The sequence below is a fragment of the Streptomyces sp. HUAS TT7 genome (genome assembly GCF_051550175.1).
In the GTDB taxonomy this organism is placed as follows: domain Bacteria; phylum Actinomycetota; class Actinomycetes; order Streptomycetales; family Streptomycetaceae; genus Streptomyces.
This window is the reverse complement of record NZ_CP196175.1, coordinates 541,989-564,989: the sequence shown is the minus strand read 5'-3', so window position 1 is coordinate 564,989 and position 23,001 is coordinate 541,989. Positions and strand designations below refer to the sequence as shown.

Annotated in this window: 15 protein-coding genes and 5 pseudogenes; 9 read left to right on the top strand and 11 right to left on the bottom strand. The window is 68.4% G+C overall.

All coding sequences use genetic code 11. The annotated features are described in order from the left end of the window. The first annotated feature begins 48 nt into the window (after positions 1 to 48). Together ACSHXC_RS02690 and ACSHXC_RS02685 are read left to right on the top strand one after the other, a co-directional pair. Entirely contained in the window at positions 49 to 1,302 is a 1,254-nt protein-coding gene (locus ACSHXC_RS02690) for a phosphodiester glycosidase family protein (RefSeq protein ID WP_438289959.1), read from the top strand. Positions 1,303 to 1,527: 225 nt separating this feature from the next. After that, a complete protein-coding gene (locus tag ACSHXC_RS02685) occupies positions 1,528 to 2,085 on the top strand; it encodes an MgtC/SapB family protein (RefSeq protein ID WP_438289958.1) in 558 nt (185 codons plus the stop codon). On the opposite strand, the gene ACSHXC_RS02680 is transcribed toward ACSHXC_RS02685, so the two are convergent. Both ACSHXC_RS02680 and ACSHXC_RS02675 read right to left on the bottom strand, forming a co-directional pair. Continuing rightward, on the bottom strand, positions 2,048 to 3,094 hold the full coding sequence (locus ACSHXC_RS02680) for a M4 family metallopeptidase (RefSeq protein WP_438289957.1): 1,047 nt from the start codon (positions 3,092 to 3,094) through the stop codon (positions 2,048 to 2,050). The two genes, ACSHXC_RS02685 and ACSHXC_RS02680, sit on opposite strands and share 38 nt — an antisense overlap. 140 nt (positions 3,095 to 3,234) lie before the next feature. After that, positions 3,235 to 4,062: a COG4705 family protein gene (locus ACSHXC_RS02675; RefSeq protein WP_438289956.1), complete on the bottom strand. Its 828-nt coding sequence runs from the start codon at positions 4,060 to 4,062 to the stop codon at positions 3,235 to 3,237. 289 nt (positions 4,063 to 4,351) lie between these two features. On the opposite strand from ACSHXC_RS02675, the gene efeU reads away from it, so the two are divergent. Then, positions 4,352 to 6,451 carry an iron uptake transporter permease EfeU gene (efeU, locus tag ACSHXC_RS02670; RefSeq protein ID WP_438289955.1) on the top strand — a complete coding sequence of 700 codons (2,100 nt, stop codon included), beginning with the start codon at positions 4,352 to 4,354 and terminating at the stop codon, positions 6,449 to 6,451. 44 nt (positions 6,452 to 6,495) lie between these two features. Then, on the top strand, positions 6,496 to 7,767 hold the full coding sequence (gene efeB, locus ACSHXC_RS02665) for an iron uptake transporter deferrochelatase/peroxidase subunit (RefSeq protein WP_438289954.1): 1,272 nt from the start codon (positions 6,496 to 6,498) through the stop codon (positions 7,765 to 7,767). Between the two features lie 203 nt (positions 7,768 to 7,970). On the opposite strand, the gene ACSHXC_RS02660 is transcribed toward efeB, so the two are convergent. The 4 genes and pseudogenes from ACSHXC_RS02660 to ACSHXC_RS02645 all read right to left on the bottom strand — a co-directional run. Continuing rightward, positions 7,971 to 8,735, bottom strand: a complete 765-nt coding sequence (locus tag ACSHXC_RS02660) for a maleylpyruvate isomerase family mycothiol-dependent enzyme (RefSeq protein WP_438289953.1) — start codon at positions 8,733 to 8,735, stop codon at positions 7,971 to 7,973. 65 nt (positions 8,736 to 8,800) lie between these two features. Further along, a pseudogene (locus ACSHXC_RS02655) lies at positions 8,801 to 8,950 on the bottom strand (IS5/IS1182 family transposase); the annotation flags it as partial. Positions 8,951 to 9,031: 81 nt separating this feature from the next. After that, positions 9,032 to 9,531, bottom strand: a pseudogene (locus ACSHXC_RS02650) (DUF6624 domain-containing protein). Positions 9,532 to 9,654: 123 nt separating this feature from the next. Further along, positions 9,655 to 9,936 (bottom strand): annotated as a pseudogene (locus ACSHXC_RS02645) (IS5/IS1182 family transposase); the annotation flags it as partial. 455 nt (positions 9,937 to 10,391) lie between these two features. On the opposite strand from ACSHXC_RS02645, the gene ACSHXC_RS02640 reads away from it, so the two are divergent. After that, positions 10,392 to 11,657, top strand: coding sequence for an IS110 family transposase (locus ACSHXC_RS02640; RefSeq protein WP_438289952.1), 1,266 nt, complete (start codon positions 10,392 to 10,394; stop codon positions 11,655 to 11,657). A 20-nt stretch (positions 11,658 to 11,677) separates the two neighbouring features. On the opposite strand, the pseudogene ACSHXC_RS02635 reads toward ACSHXC_RS02640, so the two are convergent. The 3 genes and pseudogenes from ACSHXC_RS02635 to ACSHXC_RS02625 all read right to left on the bottom strand — a co-directional run. Next, positions 11,678 to 12,276 (bottom strand): annotated as a pseudogene (locus tag ACSHXC_RS02635) (IS5 family transposase); the annotation flags it as partial. 179 nt (positions 12,277 to 12,455) lie between these two features. After that, the gene (locus ACSHXC_RS02630; protein WP_438289951.1) at positions 12,456 to 14,237 is read right to left on the bottom strand and encodes a reverse transcriptase domain-containing protein; all 1,782 of its coding nucleotides are present in this window, start codon (positions 14,235 to 14,237) and stop codon (positions 12,456 to 12,458) included. Positions 14,238 to 14,771: 534 nt separating this feature from the next. Beyond that, positions 14,772 to 15,445: pseudogene (locus tag ACSHXC_RS02625) on the bottom strand (transposase); the annotation flags it as partial. Between the two features lie 327 nt (positions 15,446 to 15,772). On the opposite strand from ACSHXC_RS02625, the gene ACSHXC_RS02620 reads away from it, so the two are divergent. Beyond that, positions 15,773 to 18,109, top strand: coding sequence for a molybdopterin cofactor-binding domain-containing protein (locus ACSHXC_RS02620; RefSeq protein WP_438289950.1), 2,337 nt, complete (start codon positions 15,773 to 15,775; stop codon positions 18,107 to 18,109). An 8-nt stretch (positions 18,110 to 18,117) separates the two neighbouring features. Further along, complete coding sequence (locus ACSHXC_RS02615; protein WP_053729047.1) at positions 18,118 to 18,594, top strand: (2Fe-2S)-binding protein; 477 nt, start codon at positions 18,118 to 18,120, stop codon at positions 18,592 to 18,594. 301 nt (positions 18,595 to 18,895) lie between these two features. Here the strand turns inward: ACSHXC_RS02615 and ACSHXC_RS02610 are convergent, their stop codons facing one another. After that, on the bottom strand, positions 18,896 to 19,474 hold the full coding sequence (locus ACSHXC_RS02610) for a maltokinase N-terminal cap-like domain-containing protein (protein WP_438289949.1): 579 nt from the start codon (positions 19,472 to 19,474) through the stop codon (positions 18,896 to 18,898). Between the two features lie 350 nt (positions 19,475 to 19,824). Here ACSHXC_RS02610 and ACSHXC_RS02605 point away from each other — a divergent pair, with 350 nt between their 5' ends. Next, the gene (locus ACSHXC_RS02605) at positions 19,825 to 20,655 is read left to right on the top strand and encodes an SDR family NAD(P)-dependent oxidoreductase (protein ID WP_438289948.1); all 831 of its coding nucleotides are present in this window, start codon (positions 19,825 to 19,827) and stop codon (positions 20,653 to 20,655) included. 179 nt (positions 20,656 to 20,834) lie between these two features. Next, positions 20,835 to 21,722, top strand: coding sequence for a transposase family protein (locus tag ACSHXC_RS02600; RefSeq protein ID WP_438289947.1), 888 nt, complete (start codon positions 20,835 to 20,837; stop codon positions 21,720 to 21,722). Between the two features lie 584 nt (positions 21,723 to 22,306). Here ACSHXC_RS02600 and ACSHXC_RS02595 read toward each other — a convergent pair. After that, a complete protein-coding gene (locus ACSHXC_RS02595; protein ID WP_438289946.1) occupies positions 22,307 to 22,978 on the bottom strand; it encodes a 3'-5' exonuclease in 672 nt (223 codons plus the stop codon). Positions 22,979 to 23,001 lie beyond the last annotated feature (23 nt).

Genomic DNA, 23,001 nt, shown 5'->3' with positions numbered 1-23,001 from the left:
CCGTGCGATGGGGCCGCGAGGCCCCGAGAAGGCCGAGATGAGGGCGACATGGCGCACAGGGCGGGACGGCCGGAGGACGGCGGTGTTCAGGGCGAGCGGACCGGACCGGAGGCGGCGGCTCCCCCCGACGAGGCAGTGGGCCGACGGAGCCGGGCGCCGTGGAGGTCCCGACGAGCTCCGACGCCGCATCAGCGCAAACGGCGCAAGCTCGCCACGTGCGGCGCACTCGCGGTGGGCCTGATGTGCGTCGGCGCCGTCGGCTATTCGGTGGGGGAGGCGCTGACCTACCCCGGCGACGACAGCACGGAGGCCCGCCTGGCCGGCTGGGCCCGCGAGCACAAGCTGGGTGCGGTCGTCGACAGGCTGGAGAACCTGCAGTACGAACTCGACCCGCCACAGGTCGGCGGCTCCCTGCCGAGCGAGGCGCTCGCCCGCATGAAGGCGACGGCCCCGGCCATGCCGGTCCGCCACCACGAAGTGCCGCTGCGGGCCTCGATGCCGTCGCTGGTCACCCCGGCGCTGCCGGGCGAGGGCGTGTGGCGGGTGCTGAGCACCGCGCACGGCGAACCCGTGGTGCAGGGCACCTACGTGCGGCCCGACAGCGACCACACCTCCTACCAGGCGGCCGTCGCCTGGATCAGCGGCAAGAAGGCCCGCTTCGAACTGCACCCCGGGGTGCGCGAGCCCGGCGGCGGCTTCTCCGTGCCGCCCAGCGTTCCGAGAGGGGAGCGCACCGGTCTCCTCGCCACCTGGAACGGCGGCTTCAAGGTCACCGACGGCGGCTCGCGCGGCGGCTTCTACCTCGACGGCAAGCAGGTGGGAGAGCTGCGGGACGGCGCGGCGGCGGAGGTCTTCTACAAGGACGGTTCGATCGGGATCGGCAAGTGGGGGCGCGACATGCGGATGACGCGCGACGTGGTCGGCGTGCGCCAGTGTCTGGAGCTCATGGTGGACAACGGCAGGGTCGTGCCGGACATCGACGTCGACTCCAAGTGGGGAGCCACCGACCAGAGCCGGATGTTCGTGCCGCGCTCGGGGGTCGGGGTGACCGCGCAGGGCGACGTCATCATGGTCGTCGGCCAGGCCCTCACCGCCCGTACCCTCGCCGAACTCATGCAGCAGGCGGGCGCGGTGCGCGCGATGCCGCTCGACATGAACCGCGCCTGGCCCTCCTTCATGAGCTACGACCCCGCGGGCGACCCGGCCAACCCGAAGCCCACCAACATCCTCGACTTCGAGAACCCGCCGGAGCGCTACTACAACCAGGCGACCAGGGACTTCGTCGCCGTGTATGCGAAGTGACGAGCTGCTATTTGCGTAGATGCGCAAATAGGCGTACGGTCGTCCGGTAGCCAGGAGGAGCCGGGGAAGGGGGTGAGGGCATGGAGCGAAGTCGCAGCAGTGCGGACCGGTATCGGCCGCCCGCCCCCCTGTCCCCACACCCCTCCGGCCCGCGGTAGCGCCCTCCTCGGTGCGCCGCGGGGCCGGTGCGTCCGGCCGGATCCCGGCCGGGTGAGAGGAGCTCCCGTGTCCACCCTCACCACCTTCGACTTCGCCCTGCGGCTCGCCGTCGGCGTCGGCTGCGGCGCCCTGATAGGCGTCGAGCGGCAGTGGCGCGCCCGCACCGCGGGGCTGCGCACCAACGCCCTTGTGGCCGCCGGGGCCACCCTGTTCGTCCTCTACAGCGAGGCGGTCGGCGACGAGAGCAGCCCCACCCGGGTCGCCTCCTACGTCGTCTCCGGCATCGGATTCCTCGGCGGCGGCGTCATCCTGCGCGACGGCGCCTCCGTGCACGGCCTCAACACCGCGGCCACGCTGTGGTGTTCGGCCGCACTCGGGGTGCTCGCCGCCTCGGGCCGGCTCGATCTCGCGCTGCTCGGCACCGCCACCGTCCTCGCCGTACACCTGCTGCTGCGACCGGCCGGGCGGCTGATCGACCGCGCGCCCGCGCCCCGGCACGACCCCGAAACCTCCGAGATCGAGGACGTGCGGGACGAGGTGCGCGCGACGATTCCGTGCGACCGGCCGGTCGCGGGCAGGGCATCCGTCAGGTTGCCGGCACGCCGACCTGGGACCAGGCCTTGAGCACCGCCTGGATCTCGTCGCCGTCGCCGTACAGGCTGCGCGCGGAGGCGGCGGTCAGCCGCGCGAAGTCGGCGAACTGGGCGTCCGTGCCGAGCTCGCCGCCGGTGAGCGTGGCGTACCAGATCTTCCCGGCCCGCTCCCAGGCATTGCCGCCCAGAGCCGTGGCGAGCAGGTAGAAGGCGTGATTGGGGATGCCCGAGTTGATGTGCACCCCGCCGTTGTCGCGGCTCGTGCGCACATAGTCGTCCATGGTGGCCGGCTGCGGGTCCTTGCCGAGCTGCGGGTCGTCGTACGCCGTGCCGGGGGCCTTCATCGAGCGCAGCGCCTCGCCGTGGATGCGGGGGCCGAGCAGCCCGGCGCCGATCAGCCAGTCCGCCTGGTCGGCGCTCTGGCCCAGGGCGTACTGCTTGATGAGCGAGCCGAACACATCGGAGACCGATTCGTTGAGCGCGCCCGACTGGCCGAAGTAGTCCAGGTTCGCGGTGTACTGCGTGACGCCGTGGGTCAGTTCGTGGCCGATGACGTCGACGGGCAGCGTGAAGTCGAGGAAGAGCTCCCCGTCGCCGTCGCCGAACACCATCTGCTCGCCGTTCCAGAAGGCGTTGTCGTACTTGTCGCCGTAGTGCACGCTCGCGATCAGCGGCAGCCCGGAGTCGTCGATGGAGTGGCGCCCGTACGCCTTCAGATACAACTCGAACGTGGCACCGAGGCCGGCGTGCGCCCGGTTGACGGTGGCGTCGGTCGAGGGCTGATCGCTCTCGGAATGCACCTTTGTGCCGGGCAGCGTCTCCTGGTGCCCCGCGTCGTAGATGGTGCGCTCGGGCTTGTCGGACGGGGTGCCGGCGGGGGCGGCGGCCCCGCGAACCGTGGTGATCCGGCGCTGGGTACGCAGCTGGGCGTCGTGCTCCAGGGTGCGGCGCGCGGGCTCGTACACGGTGGGGTCCTCGGACTGGGCGAGCCGGTCGAGGACGTGAGGAGGTACGACGTGGCAGATGGCGGGTGTGTTCATGGGCAGCAATGTGGCACAGGGTGACTGAACTGTCACCCGCCGCAGTCGAGTTGGCTGGAATGTGCCGTCTGGGGAGTGCCTCTGGTCTATGGGGTGGGGCCGTGTTACCGGTTCCGCCGGGCGCGCGGCCCTCACGCCCTTTACCGCGTCGGCTCGTTCGGCGGGGTGTCCTTGTGGGTTGCCGCCAGATAGGCGATCAGGGCCACGATCGGAACGATGAGGGCCAGGGTCACCGGGCCCGTGCCCCAGCCCAGGCCGGCTCGGGTGGTGGGGACGCCCATCCAGTCGGCGAAGGACGCGCCGAGAGGCCTGGTCAGGACATACGCCCACCAGAACGCGGCCACCGCGTCGAGGCCCAGGTAGCGGCCGGACAGGGCGGGCACGGCGATCAGGGCGGTGAAGAGGAGGCCCGACGCGAGGTACCCGAGCTTCAGCGTGCCCGCCGTGAGGTCGCCGACCGCCGTGCCCAGGGCGAAGGTGGTGAGCACGGTGGCCCAGTAGAAGAGCTCGCGGCGGCGGGTGCGGATGCTGTGGATCGACAGAGTCCGCTCGCTGGCGTACCAGGCGATGAGAACAGCGGTGAGCGCCAGGGTGAAGGCCACCGCGGAGACCGTGTACGGGATGCCTGCCACCACGTGCACGACATCGGCGGCCATGGTGCCGAACACGCTGACCATGACGATCGCCGACCAGTATGTCCAGGGCCGGTATCGGTCACTCCGGAACTGCGCCACCAGCGCGATCACCAGACCCGCGAGGCCGAGGGCCCCGGCGGGAATGGGCCCCAGTGTGCGGCCCAGGTAGTCCGAGGCGGTCTCGCCCATGCCGGTGGTCAGCACCTTGACGATCCAGAAGAGGGCCGTCACCGCGGGGACCTTGCTCAAGCCGGAGCCGGTCGGGGACATGGCCCGCCGGGGGTGTTCGTCCGGTATGGGCCTCGTCGTCGCCTCGCTGCTCGGCTGCCCCATGGTCGTTCCTGCCCTCCCGGCGCGGCCGCGCCCCAGCCCCAACTGCCCCTGATCCGGGCATGGTTGGGCCAATGAGTCCGACCCGGCGGTGATCACCGCCAGGTGAATGTCTACGGGACTGTAGACGATCGACCTGTGGGTCACCGGGGAGGGGGTGCTGGCTTCGGTCGGCCCGCCCTCTTGGGAACCCCTTGACTACACCCGTGTAGACGGCTCAGGGACTCGGCGGTTAAGGTATGCCTTCGCTAACTGAGGCGAGGCACGCCTTTGCAGGGCTGGGGAGAACGGCATGTGGGACGACGCGTTTCCAAGCTTCTTGATCGGTTTGAGGGAGGGGCTTGAGGCAGGGCTGATCGTCTCGATCCTGGTCGCCACGCTCGTGCGCGCGGGGGCCAAGTCCCGCCTGCCGCAGGTGTGGACGGGCGTACTCGCGGCGGTCGCCCTGGCGATGAGCTTCGGCGCGGTGCTCACCTTCAGCGCCGCCAGCATGTCCGGGACCGCCCAGGAGGCGTTCGGCGGCACGCTCAGTGTGATCGCCGTCGCGTTCGTCACGGCGATGGTGTTCTGGATGCGCCGCTCCGCGCGCAGCCTCTCCGGCGAGATCAAGGAGAAGGTCACCGGAGCGCTCGCCATGGGCGCGGGCATGCTCGTCGTCACCTCGTTCCTCGCGGTGGGCCGCGAGGGCCTGGAGACCGCCCTGTTCCTGTGGACCACGGCCCGCGCGGCCGGCGAGTCCGCGGGCCCGATGATCGGCGCCGGGGTCGGCATCGTCATCGCCGCCGGGCTCTGCTGGGGCCTGTACCGGCGGGTCCTGAAGATCAACCTCACCAAGTTCTTCACCGTCACCGGCGCCGTCCTCATCGTCATCGCCGCCGGAGTGCTCGGCTACGGCCTGCGCGACCTCCAGGAAGGCGGGGTGCTGCCCGGCAAGACCGCGTACGCCGTGGACCTGGGCCAGAGCATCGACCCGGGCGCCTGGTACAGCACCCTCGTCCAGGGCGTGTTCAACCTGACGCCGACGATGACGTGGCTCCAGGTCGTCGCCTATGCCGGCTACCTCGGCGTGGTGATGACGCTGTTCGTGCGCGGGGTGCGAACGGCTGCGGTGAAGCCCGCCAAGCCTGCGGAGTCGGCCAAGTCCCCTGAACCGGCCGCTGAAGGCGGGCCCGCCGAGAAGCCTGCGGAGCCGGCCGCCGACGGGAAGCCCGCCGAGCCCGCGGCGCCCGCGCGGCGCCGTCCCGCCTGGGTGATCCCGGCCGCCGTCGTCGCCGTCCCCGCCGTCGTCGCGGGTGCGGTCGTCGCCTTCGGCGGGTCCAAGCCTGCCGACGCGCAGACCGTCGCCGTGTCCGAGAAGGAGTGCGGCAAGGGATTCACCGCGCCGAAGCCCGGCCGCCAGACCTTCCAGATGCACAACACCGGCGACAAGGCCTCCGAGGTCTACCTCATCGACCCCGCGAGCAACGCGGTGTACGGCGAGATCGAGGGCCTGGCCCCCGGCACCACCCGCGACCTGGTCGCCACCGTCGCGGGCGGCTCCTACGCCTGGCGCTGCGTGCCCACCGGCGGCAAGGCCGTGACCTCCGCGTCCGTACGCGTCAGCGGCGGCGCCGCGGGCAAGGCGGTCGTGCCGGTCTCCGAGGCCGACCTGGCCGCACCCCTCACCTCGTACAAGCAGTACGTGAACCAGGGCCTGACCACCCTGGTCGCCCAGACCAAGCAGCTCAGCGACGACATAGCGGGGGGCAACCTCGACGCCGCGCGCACCGACTGGCTCACCGCGCACCGCACGTACGCCTCGCTCGGCGCCGCCTACGGCACCTTCCAGGACTTCGACAAGAAGATCAACGGGCGCACCGCAGGGCTCCCGGACGGCGTGACCGACAAGGACTTCACGGGCTTCCACCGGGTCGAGTACGGCCTGTGGCACGGCCAGTCGGCAAGCGACCTCGCCGCGCCCGCCGCCCGCCTCGCCGAGGATGTGACGGGCCTTCAAAAAGCCTTCCCCACCCAGGACTTCGACCCGGCCGACCTGCCGCTGCGTACGCACGAGATCCTGGAGAACACCCTCCAGTTCGAGCTGACCGGCGACGCCGACCAGGGCAGCGGAACCACCCTCGCGACCGCCGACGCCAATCTCGCCGGAACGCGTGAACTCCTTGGCGTACTGCGCCCGTTGCTCGCCTCCCGCGACGCGCAGCTGCTCCCCGGGGTCGACGCCGACATCGACCGCGTACAGAAACTGCTCGACTCGGCCCACCACGGCCAGAGCTGGACGCCCGTCGACAAGCTGGACGCCATCAGCCGCGCCCGGCTGAACGGCGCGACCGGCCAGCTCCTGGAGGACCTGGCCCCGGTGCCGGACCTCCTGGAGATCCGGAAGTCCGCCTGATGCCCGCCGAACGATCTGCCGCACGCCCCGAAGGGAACCCCTACATGCCCGCCGAAACTCCTGCCCCGCAAGGCGGTTGCCCCGCCGGACGGCGCTCGTTCGTCAAGACGGCCCTGGGCGCGGGCGCGGCCGGTGCCGTCCTGGCCGGCGGGGGATTCGCGCTGAGCCAGGCCGGGAGCGGCGAGGCGCAAGCGGCCGGCACCGCCGACGCGGGGAAGGTGCCCTTCCACGGCGCCCACCAGGCCGGCATCCTCACCGCGCAGCCCGCGGCCGCCACCTTCGTGTCCCTCGACGTCATCGCCGACAGCCGCAAGGGCCTCGCCGACCTGCTGCGCACCATCACCGAACGGGCCCGCTTCCTCACCGCGGGCGGCACCCCCGCCGACCTCGGCGTCGGCGCGCCGCCGTCCGACAACGGCATCCTCGGCCCGGAAGTCCCCGCCGACGAACTGACCGTCACGGTCGGCGTCGGCGCCTCGCTCTTCGACGACCGGTACGGACTCGCCAAGGCCAAGCCGGTCCGCCTCACGCCCATGCGGACCTTCCCCAACGACAACCTGAAGCCCGCCGAATGCCACGGCGACCTCTCGCTCCAGATCTGCGGCGCCCGCCAGGACGTGGTCCTGCACGCGCTGCGCGACATCGCCCGGCACACCCGCGGTGCCATGCAGATCAAGTGGCGCATCGACGGCTTCCAGAACGCGCCGCGCCCCACCGGCGCACAGCGCAACCTGCTCGGCTTCAAGGACGGCATCGTCAACCCGGACGTGAAGTCCGCGCGCGAGACCGACCGGCTGATCTGGGTCGGCGACACGCTGGGCGAGCCGTCCTGGGCGGTCGGCGGCAGCTACCAGGTCATTCGCGTCATCCGTATGCTCGTCGAGTTCTGGGACCGGGTCTCGCTCACCGAGCAGGAGAAGATGTTCGGCCGCCGCAAGGACACCGGCGCCCCGCTGGACGGCGCGGTCGAGACCGACAGCCCCAACTACGCCAAGGACCCGAAGGGCAACGCGATCCCGATGGACGCGCACATCCGCCTCGCCAACCCCAGGACCCCCCAGACCGACAACACCCGTATTCTGCGCCGGGGTTACAACTACGACCGGGGCATGGACAACGTCGGCAACCTCGACATGGGTCTCGTCTTCTGCAGCTACCAGCAGGATGTGAAGAGGCAGTTCGAGGCGACCCAGGAGCGACTCATCGACGAGCCACTGGTCGACTACATCTCCCCGACCGGCGGCGGCTACTTCTTCGCGCTGCCGGGCGTGAAGGACTCCTCGGACTGGCTGGGCCGGGGGCTGCTCGGGGTCTGAGGCGGCCCTTCCGCCCGAGGCGGCGGTACCTGCGTCCGCCGGAAGCCCGCCCCTCGCGAACACAGCCTGACGACCCACGGAACAGAAGCCCAACAGTCCCCTCCCGACGCCCGGCTGACCTGCCGAAACACGAAGAGCTGCGGGCCATCGGCGCGACCTGGCAGGGTTGTGACGCCTCAAGCGATCCATTTGCCCGTCGGTCTTTAGCCCCAGTCCTGCAGCTGCTGGAGCAGGTCGGCGTCGCCCTCCATCCGTAGCGAGCCGGCCGGGATGCGCATGTACATGAGCAGGGCCATCTCGCTCGCCGTGCCGTAGATGGCGGCGGTGGACTTGCTCTCGGCGGCCTCCGCCGCGGTGAGGCGGGTGAAGCGGGAACCGGCGGCGTCCACCGTCTGGCGCCAGGAGCCAGCCTCGGCTGCGTGGTAGTCCATGGTGGCGGGCTCGCCCGGCCACGGGACCGTGACGGTGCAGACGGTGGCGAGGAACTCCTCGATGGCGTCGACCGCCTCGGTCGTCGGCAGCTCCTGCGGGGTACCGGAGGCCAGCTGGGCGTCGTAGGTGTGGATCAGCGACTCCGGGACGCGGCGGCGGGCCACGGCGGCCACCGTGTGCGGCGAGGCCAGCGGCTCCCACCAGGCCCAGCAGCCCCGGTCCGGGCCGGCCTCGCGCAGAGCAGTAAGCAACTGCTCGGTCGAGTCGGCCAGCCATGTTATGAGGGCCTCGCGCTCCCTGGGCGCCGCCAGCCCGTCCTTGCTCGGCCGCTCGTCGCCCGGCGTGGTGTTCAGCACGATGTAGGCCCAGAAGCGGTCCCCCTCACTGAGGTGGTTCGCCAGGTCGTACAGCGTCCAGCCCGGGCAGGACGGGACGTCGGCGTCGAGGCCGGGGGCCGCGGCGACGGCGGCGCGGAACGCGACGGACCGCTCGTCAATCATCCGCAGCAGGGTGGGGAAGTAGGGATGCTCAGTCACGCAGACCTTGTATCACCCGGACCGGGACTCTCGCACTCGATTAAGACCGACGGGCAAATGGATCGCTTGAGGCGTCGGGTGGTGGGGCGGCCGTCCCGGCGGTAGCGGCTCGTCGAGCGTCGGATGAGCATGCGGAGCGTGACGAGAGTGGCGGCGAGGCAGAGGGAGAAGTCCACGACCTCACCGCTCCTCTCGGTACAGCGACGGAGCTTTCCCTAGGTCCTGTCCGGCGGATCAATGCCTGCGGCAGGTGAGCCCCGGGCAGTGATCCGCAGCACGCGACGGGGAACAGCGCGTCAGGCCAGGGAGAACTTAGCAACGTACTCGTCGAAGGGCTCGATGCCGACTTCTGCACGGAGTTCGTTCATGTGCTCGGGCTCTTCACAGGGCCACGGAATCGGTGCCCCGTCCTTCACGCCGGCGATTTGAGTGCCGTAGACCTGCTTGCGGCCCTCATTGACCAGCGTGCGGTCGCGCAGGAACGCCAGCTCGCGCGGGCTGGCTGAGCCTGACGACACCGCCTGCTGCATCAGATGGAGGGCGCGCCGCTGAACATCGAGTTGCCGGTCGGCGTGCTGGGCGATCAGCCATGCTGCGCGTGCGGCCTCCTCGCCGACCAGTTCTGCCGTCGGCCAGCCGTAGTCGTCCATGATCTCGCCCAGCCGGTCACCGTGCACGGCGGTCAGCCGCCGCCAGGCCAACTGCTCGGCAGGGTCATCGCTGTTCGCGCGGACTGGTGATCGGCTGCAGCCATGTCCGCAAGCTCCACGGCCAGCGCGGCAACGTCGTGCGCCACTCTCAACTCCCAGGTTAGATCAGTGTGTTGTGCTCGTTGCTCGCAAGCCTAAAGGAGCAAATCGGGCGTAAAGATCATTCCGGAGAACGGTGACAGGCACCTCCCCGCACGGGGATAATGGATCTACCCACGAAGCCAGAGCCGGATCGCTACGACAGTCACGGTGCCCTGGAAGACATAGGCACGCTTGTCGAACCTCGTGGCTACGGCCCGGAAGTTCTTGAGGACGTTGATCGTCCGCTCAACTTCATTCCTTCGCTTGTAGATCGTCTTGTCGAAGCCGGTGGGTCGGCCGCCGCGACTGCCGCGGCGCTCTCGGTTGGCCCGCTGGTTGCCCGGTTCGGGGATGGTGTGTTTGATCTGACGTCGCCGCAGGTAGTGGCGGTTACGGCGCGAGGAGTACGCCTAATGGGACCCGAAGGTCGGTACTGAGCCCAGTTCTTGGGTGATGGTCTCGCCGTCCTTCGGGGCGCGGGGCGAGCCTTTGAGTATGCCCGGACCTTCGAGTCCTATTGACAAGACGAGGTCGCTTCCGCGCCCAGCAGTGTTCGTTCAAGGTGAGGCAGAGGAGTATCGGCAAGCGTGCCCGAGTGGTACCGCTGGTGACGGTTGAGAGCACGTTCCGTCACTGTGCTCATGGCCCGTCTGCAACGCGATTGACTATTCGCAGTCCGAGCTGGCCTCGTGGATCACCTCTCACCATTGCCGGAGCCTTAGCTCTGAAGCAGACCGAGGGCCGCACGGCTTGCTGGGGTTGCGAACGGCTGGTGGGATGACGTGCCTTGAGCACTTCCATTAGGGAGCACGCGCACCCTGCACAGGCTTGAGACTAGAAACGAGCCACGGCAGAGGAGAGGTACATGGAGGTCACTACGTTACCGGCGCCCGTCTTCTGCGGGGTGGACTGGGCCGAAGATCACCACGACATCGCGCTGGTCGATGCCGGTGGGAAACAACTCGCCAAGCTGCGGATCAATGATGATGCAGAGGGATTTGCTCAGTTGATTGCTCGGCTGGGCGAGCACGGCGACCGCGCTGACACCCCGATACCCGTTGCGATCGAGACGTCCCGTGGACTTCTCGTCGCGTGCCTGCGGGCCACCGGTCGCCCCGTTTACGCGATCAACCCGCTGGCGGTTGCCCGCTACCGGGATCGTCACTCTGTGGCCCGGAGGAAGTCCGACGCCATCGACGCCGCGGTGTTGGCGAACATCCTGCGGACCGACATGGCTGCTCATCGGCCGTTGCCTGCGGACTCCGAGCTCGTGCAGGCCATCGCGGTGCTTGCCCGAGCACAACAGGATGCCGTCTGGGCTCGCGGTCAGGCCAGCAACAAGCTCCGCTCCCAGCTGCACGAGTTCTACCCGGCCATCCTGAACGCGTTCGCCACACACAAGCACGGCCTATGCGCACGGGAAGCCCGGAGTATCCTTGCCGCAGCCCCGACACCGACCATCGCCGCAACACTCACGCGGCGTCGGTTGCAGTCATTACTCAAGAAGGCCGGCCGAGTACGCGGCATCGAGGCTGAAGCCGACAGGCTCCATAAAGTGTTCCAGCGTGACTATCTCCACCAGCTTCCGCAGGTGGAAGCAGCTTTTGGTCAGCAGACGTCTGCTCTGCTGAGACAGCTCAACACCGCTTGTCTCAACGCGGATCAGCTTGAGAAATCTACGGCTGCCGCATTTGAAGAACACCCTGATGCACCGGTCATCCGTAGCTTTCCAGGTCTCGGATCCTTAACCGGTGCCCGCGTCCTGGCGGAGATAGGCGATGACCGAGCCCGATTTGCGAGCGCCGACTCGCTCAAGGCATACGCCGGAAGTGCCCCAGTCACTCGGGCAAGTGGTAAGAGCCGCACGGTCATGAGCCGGAGGATAAAGAATCAGAGGCTGGCGGCCGCTGGCTACGTGTGGGCCTTCGTCTCGCTCACCAAGTCAGCAGGCGCCAGGGCCCATTACGACCACCGCAGGGAAGTCGGCGACCGGCACGTCGCGGCACAACGCAATCTCTTCAACCGCTTCATGGGCATGCTCTTCTACTGCCTCCAGCACGGCCAGCTCTACGACGAGCTCAAGGCATTCCCGATCCAGCCGCAGGACGAATGTTCCGCCGCTGCGGCTTGACTCTTATCCGCGTGGGATGTCTTGTCACCGCCGAGATGATCCGGTCGGGTGCGGGGACGCCCGCCGCCGAGGCGGCCAACGCGGATACGTTCCATGACGGGGATGAGCTGCGGGGCATCGCCCCACTGGCCCGGAGTGATCACCAGGGCCAGCGGACGGCACCCGCCCTCTCCGGCGAGATGAATCTTGCAGGTGAGACCGCCCCGGGATCGTCCGAGCCCCTCGTCGGGACGGTGCTGCCGAGGCGTGCGTCTTTTCCCGGCACCCGCGGGGGCCTCCTGCGCGCTCCGGCGGCATGCTGGTGGGCCCGGCAGGAGGTGGAGTCCACACTCACCATGGACCAGTCGATACGGCCTTCCGCGTCGGCGTCGGCCAGGACGGCCGCGAAGACCGTGTCCCACGTGCCGTCCGCCGACCAGCGTCTGTGTCGCTCATACACGGTCTTCCACTTGCCGAAACGCGCAGGCAGATCCCGCCACGGCACCCCGGTGCGCTGCCGGAAGAGGATCCCGTTGATCACCCTGCGATGGCTCGCCCAACGCCCGCCCCGCTGGCCAGACTTCGGCAGGTGCGGACGCAGCCGTGCCCATTCGTCGTCCGTGAGATCTCCCCGCCCCATGAACATGCCAACGAGTCGAATCCGAAGCAGTCACATGATCCGCCGGACAGGACCTAGCCGTTCATCCACGAGGTTGGGTCGGCCGCAAGGCGAGGTGTCTGCGGTAGCAGGTCCTTTTCCTCACGGCCTCCGGCCGAACCGGACTTGATGGTTTCCCCGATCATCCGGCTCTCCAGTGATCACGGCGTGAATGATCTGGCCGCTTGTGCTTCATGGATGTGGTCGTGGCAGGAATCGCAGGCCACAACCGTTTTGCGGCGCCGGTCGAGCATGACGCGCGCCCAGTCAGACGGCGGCCATCCGGCGTGAGCGAGATCGGCAAGGGCGCGGATGTGATGCACCGTGACATCACCTGTGGCCCCACAGATCTCACAGGTGTCCGCTAAGAGCCGTGTGACCAGCTCCTTGTGCGGATAGTCCACCCAGACCGGCCGACGATCCACTATCTTCGCCGACCGCTGTCGATAGAGGGGAATTCCTCCGAACCGTGCCACCAGCGGTTTCCTGTTCTTCCGCTCGATACGGGCCTCGAAACAGACGCGGGGTCCCTGTTCCGTGTCGATTCTGGCCTTATGCTTGGCTGCCATCTTCGGCACGGACGAACGGTGCTTTGCCGCGAGAGTCTTGAGCATGGATGTCTCCATGACCCATCGCAGGCGGTGCAGCCGGGCAACATCCCCGGCAAACAGGTAGTACTGGACGATGCCCCGGTAAACAACCCCGAACGTGGCAACGATCGCGTGGTCGTTGCTGTTGACAAGGTCCTTTCGCTTCGCGGGCTTTCCGCGGGCGAGATAGGGCACGCACTTGGCTTTGATCACGTCACGCGGGACACGCAGTGCGATCTGACCGTTGACCCGTCGGTATCGGCCGGTCTTCTTCGTGTCGTTGTGCTGGACCGTGATCTCGTAGCCGAGGAACCGTGCTGCCCGGGTACGGGCATGAGTGATCAGCGTCTTCTCCTGGGAGAGCTCCAGCTTGAGTTCGTCACGCAGGAACGCCGCCAGGTGCTGCTTGATCTGCTCGGCCTCGGCTTTCGGTCCGGCGAAACCGAGGAGTTGATCGTCCGCGTAGCGGATGTATCGCAGTCTCCGGTAGCACGGATCATTCGGATCCGAGCTTGGCAGGCTGGTCATCCGTTGACGCAGCGTCCGGGCCTGGGCTCGGTCACCGCGCCGGCGTGCTTGCGCCAGCAGATTCTGCAACTCCAAATACGCCGGGTTACGGGCCCGACGTTCCCCTCGGGTGTACTCCGGAATCAGTACTGTTTCTACGAACTCGTCCAACTTGTGCAGGTAGATGTTGGACAGGATCGGGGACGCTTCTCCGCCTTGCGGTGCTCCGGAAAGCGTCGCACCCCACTTCCAGCCCTCCAAGTATCCGGCTGTCAGCATGTTCCGCACCAGCCGCAGAAACCGCTGGTCATGGATCTTCTCACTAAGAATCGACAGGAGGACCTGATGGTCCAGGCTGCCGAAACAGTCGGAGACGTCGGCCTCAATGAACCAGGCCGTTCCGGTCCAGGTGTTGACCACCTCGCGCAATGCGGTATGGCAGCCACGCCTGGGCCGGAACCCATGAGAGCGGCCGGAGAACGTCGGCTCGTAATAGGCCTCCAGTAGGAGACGGACTACTTCGCCGACGAGTTTGTCCGACCAGGTCGTGATGCCCAGCGGGCGCATTTTCCCGTTCTTCTTCGGGATATTGATGCGCCGGACTGGATGGAAGCGATAACGCTCGTGACGCATCGCTTCAATGATCCGGCCGATTTTCCGCTGTGACATACCGTCCACAGTTTCCGGCGTGACCCCGGGCGTCATCGCGCCATGGTTGGCGTAGGTCCGTCCGTAGGCCAGCAGATACAACTGCGGGTTGAACATCTGCCGAAACAGCTCACTGCACGGCAGGCCCCGCCTGCCGCGTTCACGCAGGACACCCAGCACCGTTGTGGCGCTCTGCATTTCGCATACCTCCCGAGTCTCGGGTGTCCGAACCACCTGGCCCCCTTCGCCCTGCGGACGGCTTTCCCGCCCTCCCTGGCCGGGCGCTACTCCGACGACTACTACGGGGCCTCCGTCGCCCTAGGACTCACGTCCCGTAGGCGATCCCACGTTCGTCTCTGCTGTACGTCACAGCGCGACGTAGGCGTCCCACTCATCCCCTTGAATGCCCTCGCTGGACATCGCCCCGCACTCCGGAGGTGCACCGGCCACCAAAACGAATCCTGGTGCAGAGCGCGGCGCCGGTTTCAGCTGTCTTTCCGGCGGATGGGAACTTGCATCTGCTGGGGATTGGGCTTCAAACAATTCAGTCTTCGCCATATCGCGCGGGCCACCCTGCACACCGTCCCTGACAACTGGGCACGGTCACCGGTTTTCTGACATGCTATTGTCCCCTTCACCTTTCGGCCTTGGGTAAGTCATTGGCCCAGGAACCTCCTTCCGAGTTCCTCCCGGCTCAGCCGGGAATACAACAGAGCGCCTCGTGGCGCACTGAGTGCGCTCTACCACCCAGCGTTTCCGGCTTGGACCGGGACGGGCACGCCCCTGCGTGCGATCTCGGCAGTCAAGCCCAACCCGGCTGTCAGCAGCCGGGACTTGGCGCTGCCGTAGCCGCGGTCGAGGCTGACGTCGACGGTCTCCGCCATCGCGCCGACCTGTGCCTGTGCCGCGTCCGGAGCGGGGCCGAGCAGGGGTGAATCGTGCCGGTCGGCCCCGTCGGAGACGATCCCGGGCGGGACACCACAGGCATCCGACGCGACGGAGCGTTTCAGCCTCTGCGTGCCCCGGTCCGCCGGGGAGCGCCCGGCCTTGTCCCCATCGGACGGGGCCTTGGTGATGCAGCCGTCCACCGAGATCTCGCTCAGCCCGAAGCCGATCATGCGGTCGTAGGCATCGAGTGCAAGGGAATGGACCTTCTCGGACATCCCCAGTTCAGCCCACTGCTTGACGCGGCGCCGGAGGGTCCGGTCGGAGCATCCGGCGCCAGCGATCCGTTCGTAGCCGGAGCCGTGGACCAGCGCGAGCACGATGTACTCGAAGACGGTCCGGTCTGGAACCCGTCGCCGACAACCCAGCGGATGGCTCTCGGCGTATCCGTTCCGCACGGGCAGCAGAGCGGCGAATTGGTCCCACAAGGGTTCCCAAAGGCACGATGGGACCGCAGGCACGAGCCCTCCGGGTGATCACTGAGCGTCAAGAACTCCATGACCACTCAGGCTCGTGCCTGCCTTGCGTTCGCCATGCCGTCATCGCTGCTCGGTGCCCAATCCCGCCTGCGTGACGAGTCCCTGACCCGCAGCCAAGAGCACGGCTTCCCCAGTCCTTGACCAGTTCCCGGCCGTCGGTCTCACGAGTGTGAACGACGGTCATGTCCGGCTGATCCGTGTCCGGCTCATCCACGTTCTGCTGACGTCCTGTTTCCTGTCTGGTGTTACTGGTGAGAAATATGTGACGCTGACCCGGCGCGGATGCGCAGTTGGACGAAAGGGCAGTTGATGGCAGCGTCGGATCGACCGGAGCGTGCGGACGAGGTCACTGTCCATGAAGTGGGGCGGCGGCGGTTTCTGGGATATGTGCTCGCGGCCTCGACGCTGACGGTGGCCGCGCAGATCGGTGAGTCGGCCGTCGCGCCCGCACGGGCACAGGCGGCGGTTCCGTCGCTCCCCGGACCGTCCGAGATCTACGACCTCAACGACATGCTCACGGACGCCGCGCTGCCGACCGCAAACCTGATCACTATCCAGGTAGAGGCGGACGGCACCGCCTCCTTCGTCCTGCCGCGCGCGGAGGTGGGCCAGGGCATCACCACCTCCTCCGCGATGCTGATCGCGGAGGAACTGGACCTGCCGCTGGACAAGGTGAAGGTCTCGCTGGCGGACGCGCGGCCGGAACTCCTGTTCAACCAGATGACCGGCGCGTCGAACACCACGATCTCCACCTTCACTCCGATCCGGGTGGCCGCGGCGACCGCCCGGGCCAGGCTCCTGGAGGCCGCGGCCGCGCAGTTCGGTGAGGCCCCCTCGACGCTCACCACCCGTGCGGGCGTGGTCACTTCACCGCGTGGGAAAGCTGCGACCTACGGCGAGCTGGCGGCGAAGGCCGCGAGCCGGACCACCCTCCAGCTCGCGGTCACGCTGAAGAAACCCGCGCAGTTCGGTGTCATCGGCACCCCGCGCGGCCGGATCGACGCGCTCGCCGCGGTCACTGGCCGCAAACAGTTCGCGATGGACGTGCAGGTCGCGGACGCGTTGCCGACGATGGTGTGCCGCCCGCCGACGATCAACGGAACGGTACGGTCGGTCGACAACCGGGCCGACGTCCTCGCGATGCCCGGCATCACCCATGTCGTCACCGTCCCCACCGGCGTCGCCGTGCGCGGGCGGACCTTCGGTCAATGCATCGACGCCGTACGGGCGCTGCGCGTGTCCTGGGGCCCCGGCACCGCGGACGGGGCATCCGACGCCACCGTCCTGAAGGAGCTGCGCAACGCCGAACTCCCGCTGGTGATCCCGGGGTTGGACCCTCTGGTCAAGTCGGTGGACGCGCGCTTCACCTTCCACTTCGCCAGCAACAGCGCCCTGGAGCCCAACTGTGCGATCGCGGACGTCAGGAGCGACCGCGCCGAGATCTGGGCCTCCCTGAAGACCCCAATCGTCGCCCAGGAGAGGATCGCGCTCACACTCGGTCTGCCGCTGTCGGCCGTCAAGGTCCATGTCACCGAGGGCGGCGGCTCGTTCGGCCGCAAGCTCTTCTTCGACGCGGCGATCGAGGCGGCCCGGATATCGCAGGCGATGAGCAAGCCCGTCAAGCTGATGTGGCATCGCACGGACGACTTCCGCCAGGGCCGCACCCACCCGATGTCCACCTCCCGGGTCCGGGCCACGTACGCGCTGGGCGAGGTCCTCTCGTACGAGCAGCGGCACACCTCCGTGGCCACCGACTTCGGGCACGGGCTCGGCGAGATCATCACCTCGATGGCGGCGAAGCTGCCCGTGGGCGATCTCGCCTTCTCCGAGACGATCTTCGAGCTCACCCAGCAGAGCCCGTACCACTTCGGCGCGACCACCCAGCTGCTCGGCGAGGTGGACAAGGGCTTCAACACCGGCAGCATGCGCAACATCTACTCGCCCAATGTGCGGTGCGCCCAGGAGCTCGTCGTCGACCAGCTCGCGGCGAAGATGGGCAAGGACGCGTACCGGTTCCGCCGCCAGTTCCTCAAGGAGGACCGGGCGCGGGCCGTGCTCGACAAGGTCGCGCAGGTCGGCGAGTGGGGCCGGGAGATGCCGGCGGGCACCGCGCAGGGCATCGCCGTCCACCCCGAGTACCACGGGTTCGTCGCGGTCCTCGCCGAGATCGACTGCCGCCCGGAGACGACGGGGAGGCAGATCCCCGACGCCTACACCGGCCCGCGTGTCACCCGGGTCGTGTGCGCGGTCGATGTGGGCCTGGCCGTCAACCCGCGCGGTCTGGAAGCCCAGATGATGGGCGGGATCATGGACGGCATCGCCGTCACCCTCAGCTCCGGCCTCCACCACGAGGACGGCCACTTCCTCGAAGGTAGCTGGGACAACTACTTCTACACCCGTCAGTGGAACACCCCGCCCGAGCTGGACATCATCGTGATGCCACCGACCGGCGAAAAGCCGGGCGGCGCGGGTGAGTTGGCCGTCGCGGGCGCGATGGCGGCGGTCGCCTGCGCCTACGGCCGAGCCACCGGCACCATGCCGACCACCTTCCCCATCAACCACGACGGCCCGCTCGGCTTCGAACCGCTGCCGACCGTCCCCCCGATCCCCGCATCCCCCACCGACGGCCTCGGCCGCGCCTACTAGGAGCATCCGTGCCTCTGCACACCTTCATCCTCAACGGAAAGCCGGTCTCGGTGGACGTCGAGGACGACGTACGGCTGCTCTGGGTGCTGCGCGACGTCCTGGGCGTGACCGGACCGAAGTATGGTTGCGGCCTCGGCGTCTGCCAGGCCTGCACCAGCCACATCAACGGCAAGGCGTTCAATCCCTGTTCCGTGCCGGTCAAGGACATCCACCCGACGGACGAGGTCACCACCATCGAGGGCCTGCCCGCCACAGTCGGCAAGGACCTGCACCCGATGCAGGAGGCCTGGCTGGAGTACGACGTGGCCCAGTGCGGCTACTGCCAGCCCGGCCAGATCATGGCCGCCGTGGCCAAGGTCCGCCAGGCCCGCGCCGCCGGTCACGAGATCGGCGACGCGGACTTCGACGAAATCCGGAACATCTGCCGCTGCGGCACCTACCACCGCATCCGCGAGGCGATCAGGGCGGGAGCGAAGAACTTCTAGCGGAGACGTCACGCGGTGCCGCGCCCCTCTGAAGTCCCGCGCGGTGCCGCCCTTCTTGGAAATCCCGTTCCCCACGCCCCGATTTGGCGGGGTGAGGGGCGCGGGGAACCGCGCGACCAGCCACGCACGGTCCGCAGTCGAAAAACGCACCCCGGGATGCCGGGCGCCGCATCATCACAGCCGCGCACGCACCTCCTCGGCCACGCGCAGCAACTCCGCCGCGTCCGGCCCCTCCAGCGCCGAGCTCGGCGATCAACGCGCTCACCCGCGCAACTCCGTCCTCGGCGCGCCCGAGCGCGCGCTACCGCAGTGCGATGGCCGCGAGTACGCCCCGCGCAGCGGTTCCGTCCGGCCAGGTCCACCCGGCGACAAGGCGAACCGACGACCTCTGCGTGGTCTCCGTCGGCTGCAGGACACGGTTGACCTGAACGTCGAGCCCGTCGTCAGGGCCAGTTCCGTGCACGGTGACCGTCGGGTCAGGGGTGTCGCTCTTGCTCTGGTGCTGCGGTATCGCCTCGCCGCGCAGGAGCGCGCGGAACTGCGCCATCACGACCGGGTCGTGGACGCCATCGTAGATCCACCGGGTGCCGAGCACCCCGTGCTCAGACGTGCCGATCAGCGCCTCGCCGGGGACGCCCTCCAGCGCCGCATCGCGGTAGCCCATCGGCACCAGATACGCCACCAGCTCGTGCGCGGTGGCGTCCACCACGACCATGAACTCGATCCCGACCGCGCCCTCGGGATCGTCCAAACGGAACCCACCGGCCTTGACCAGTTCCGGCGTTTCTGCGTTGCCCACGTACCAGCTCTGCTTCGGCAGCCAGCCGGTGAGAAGCTCCAGTTTGGTGGGCGTCATGGTGGTGCGATGGATGGCGGCCATGCGAATTCCCTCACGCGTAGGTCTGGGCCCGTCCTCCAACGGGATGTGATCGAATCTATAGGACTCGGCCGTCCTGCCCCGAGCGGCAGCGGGGGGCTCATGGGGCCTGTCTGCGCGACCTCTTACGGCCGTGGCGGAAATTGAGGCAGGGGTCCTGACGGTTCGGATGGTCGGTGATCAGCAGGCGGATCGCCGGACCAGCACGAGTTCGCTGCTATGGCAGGCGGTATGGCAACTGTTCGGTAGCGCCCTCTTCGCCAACGGCGTTGGAGAAGCCCCGGCTGGTGGTGGCAACACCAGGCTCAGCACACACTCCCGAGTCCTGCACCACGTCCGCCAGGATTGCGGTCATGAAGCGACGCACCATCTTGATTACCGGCGCGACCCAGGGGCTGGGCCGTGGTATTGCACTCGACCTTGCCGCACGCGGCGAGACCGTCCTGCTCCACGGCCGCGACCGCACCCGCCTCGATGCAGTTGCAGATGAGGTCCGCGCCACTGCTCCGGAGGCCGCAGTTCGCACCTACCTCGCGGATCTGGCCGACCTCGAGCATGTGCACGCGATGGCCGCCCAGGTGCGTGCGGCGGAGTCCCGGCTCGACGCACTGGTCAACAACGCTGTTGCCGGTGGCGGCTCTGAGCCCCTGCAGAGGGAGCTGAGCAGGCAGGGCCACGAGCTGCGGTTCGCTGTGAACCACCTCGCCCCGTATGCCCTCACCCGCGCTCTACTACCGCTGCTCATCACATCCGCACCCGCCCGCGTGGTGAATGTGGCCTCGATTGGGCAGGACACCATCGACTTCGACGACGTCATGTTGGAGCGGGGCTATGAGGGACTGCGCGCCTACTGCAGGAGCAAGCTCGCGATGATCATGGCGAGCTTCGAGCTGGCAGCAGAACTCGACGGCACCGGCGTCACTGTGAACGCCCTCCACCCGGCCCATCTGATGGACACTAACGGTGTACGTCAATACGGGCTCACTCCGGCGACAAGCATCGATGAGGGTGTACGGCCAACCGTGCGGCTGATCACCGACCCGGATCTGGAAACCACCACTGGCCGCTACTTCGACCAATTCACGGACGCTAGCGCGCACGACCAGGCATATGACAACGAGGCTCGCCAGCGCCTCATGGAGCTGACCCACGATCTGATCGGACAGCTCGAAGTGGCGTCGTGATCTGACGGCAGATCGCCTTCGAGGTCCCGGCAGACGCGATTCAGACCGAGCAGTTTTACGGCCTCGGCGGACATGGTGATTGTCCCGGTCGGGCCGTGAGATGAGAAGGGCCGCACGGGTTGGGTGAGTTGTGAAGCTGACCTGGGCTCGTGCGGCCCGTTCCCATCCTGCGCTGTCCGGTGTCTCACACACATTTCGGCGAGTTGCTCGCCGGGCTCGCCATTGTCTGGGAGGCCGCGCGGCAGTCCGCGCTTCGCGAAGCCCGGGGCGGGGAGCGTCGGCGGGCAGAGGCTGCTGGCCGAAAGCCCAAGCTGGTCTTCCTCGATCGGCTGCTGGTCACCCTGGTCCATCTGCGTCATCAGTTGCCGCACGTGGTGCTCGCCGAGCTCTTCGAGGTGGATCGCTCCACCGTCTCCGCGGCCATCCGGCAGGTCCGCCCGCTGCTGGCGGCCCGTGGTTTTGCCGTGCCCGACCGGCCCGGCCTGCGGCTGAAGACCCTGGAGGACGTCTTCGCCTATGCCGAGGCGGAGGGCGTTGAGCTGCGGCTCGACGGGGCCGAGACACAGGTCCGCAGCCCGCAGGCCGACGGCCCCGGACGCCTGGCGTTTGTCTCCGGCAAACGCAAGCAGAACACCATCAAGACCACCACGTTCAGCGACGGTCAGGGCCGCCTGCTGCTGTCCGGCCTGGTCCGCCCGGGCTGGATGCACGACCAGACCGCCGTGCGCACCGAAGGCATCGCCGAGCAGTTCCGCACCCGTCCCGGCGTGAAGGCGAAGGTCGATTCCGGCTACCTCGGACTGGCCAAGGAGTTCCCCGGCCAGGTCAGCGCCCCGCCGAGGAAGCCCAAGGACGAGGCGTGCGACGGTGACAAGCATGCTTGGCGCGAGACACGGCGGCGGCAGTCCTCGGCAAGGATCTGTGGGGAGCACACCAACGCCGAGCTCCGCCAGCGGGCATCCTTGCGGCGATTCACCGGACGCCGCGATACCTACGCCGAGACCCATCTCGCGATCGCCTCACTGGTCTCCGACCGATCCGCGCAGCGGCCACCCGCCACCGGATGAGCACCGAACTCGTCCTCGTCCGCGACGCCGCCCGCTGATCACCACCAGCCGAGCCGCCAGCCCGGCACGCCCGAAGCTCAATTTCCCCCGAGACTGTTAGCCCGCTTGTCCCCGGCGAACGCGAACGCCAGCTAATCGTCCGGTACTTCGGCCTGCCCCGCTGCCTCGGCATTCGTCTTCCCAGCTTCGGTCAGCGAACCCTCCCCGTCTCCAACACGTCGCACGTCACCGGCAGTTCAAGTGGCGCTAGGTCCAAGGGCTGCCGTAGCGCAGTTCCAGCGGCCCGGTGTGTTGGTGCACCGCCGTCAGGCATGCCTCGATCCGACGGCGCGCCAGTCCCTGGCCCGGGGGACTCCGCTTGCGTGATCAGGAGGCCGGGCAGCTCGTGATGGATACCGAGGGAGGGCTGTGCGCGCGGGTGAGGATCAGCACGCGGTCGCGGGTGTCGAGAACAAGCCCACTGGCCTGCACCAGCGGCAGCGGCGGCGCTACCTCGGCCGTGAAGGAGCCGGCTGCTATTGCTCCCTGTAATCCCTGGGTGCTGGTTGGGGTGTGGCGCGGGGGCACTGACTTCTCCTTGCCGGTCAGGACAGTTCGAGTTGGGTGGGCTGTGCCGCTCGGGGCGTGCGGGTGGCCACACGTACGAGGTGGTCGAGGCTCGTGATGGCGCGGGGGCGGGCGGCACGGGTGAGGAGCCGGTGGAAGAGCGCGGCGGTGACCGTGACGTAGTCCATCGCCCGGTGGCGACGGGGTGGTTGTGGGATGTCCTCATGGGCGAGGAGCGCGTCGAGGCTGTACGAGGTCAGGCCGGGCAGGACGTGCTTGGCCAGGAGGCGGGTGTCCACCACCGGGATACGCGCCAGGCGGGGGCAAGCCGTCCGGTACCGGAAGAGGATGTCGGCTTCGACCGGTGCGTGGTGGGCGACAAGCAGGACCGGCGGCATCGGCAGCGCCTCGTCGAGGGTGCGAAGCACGACGGGCGCGGGCCGGGCGCCGTCCACGTCGTGTGGGGTGATGCCGGTCTGCGAGGTGTCGGTAGGGGTGACGGGTGCGTGCGAGGGCGGTTTGATGAACGACTCGTACACCAAGCCGCTGCGCACCGGGCCCCGGCCAGGAGTGTGGCGGAGTCCGAGGGCGGCGACCTCGATTGGCTGCGGCGGATGGCCCTTGGGAGTGGTGCCCTCGAAGTCGATCGCCACGAACAGCGTGGCCTGGAAGCCGGGATCGTCCGCCAGCCCGCAGACGTGTCCGTTCACCGGCCCTTGCACTGGTGCACCAC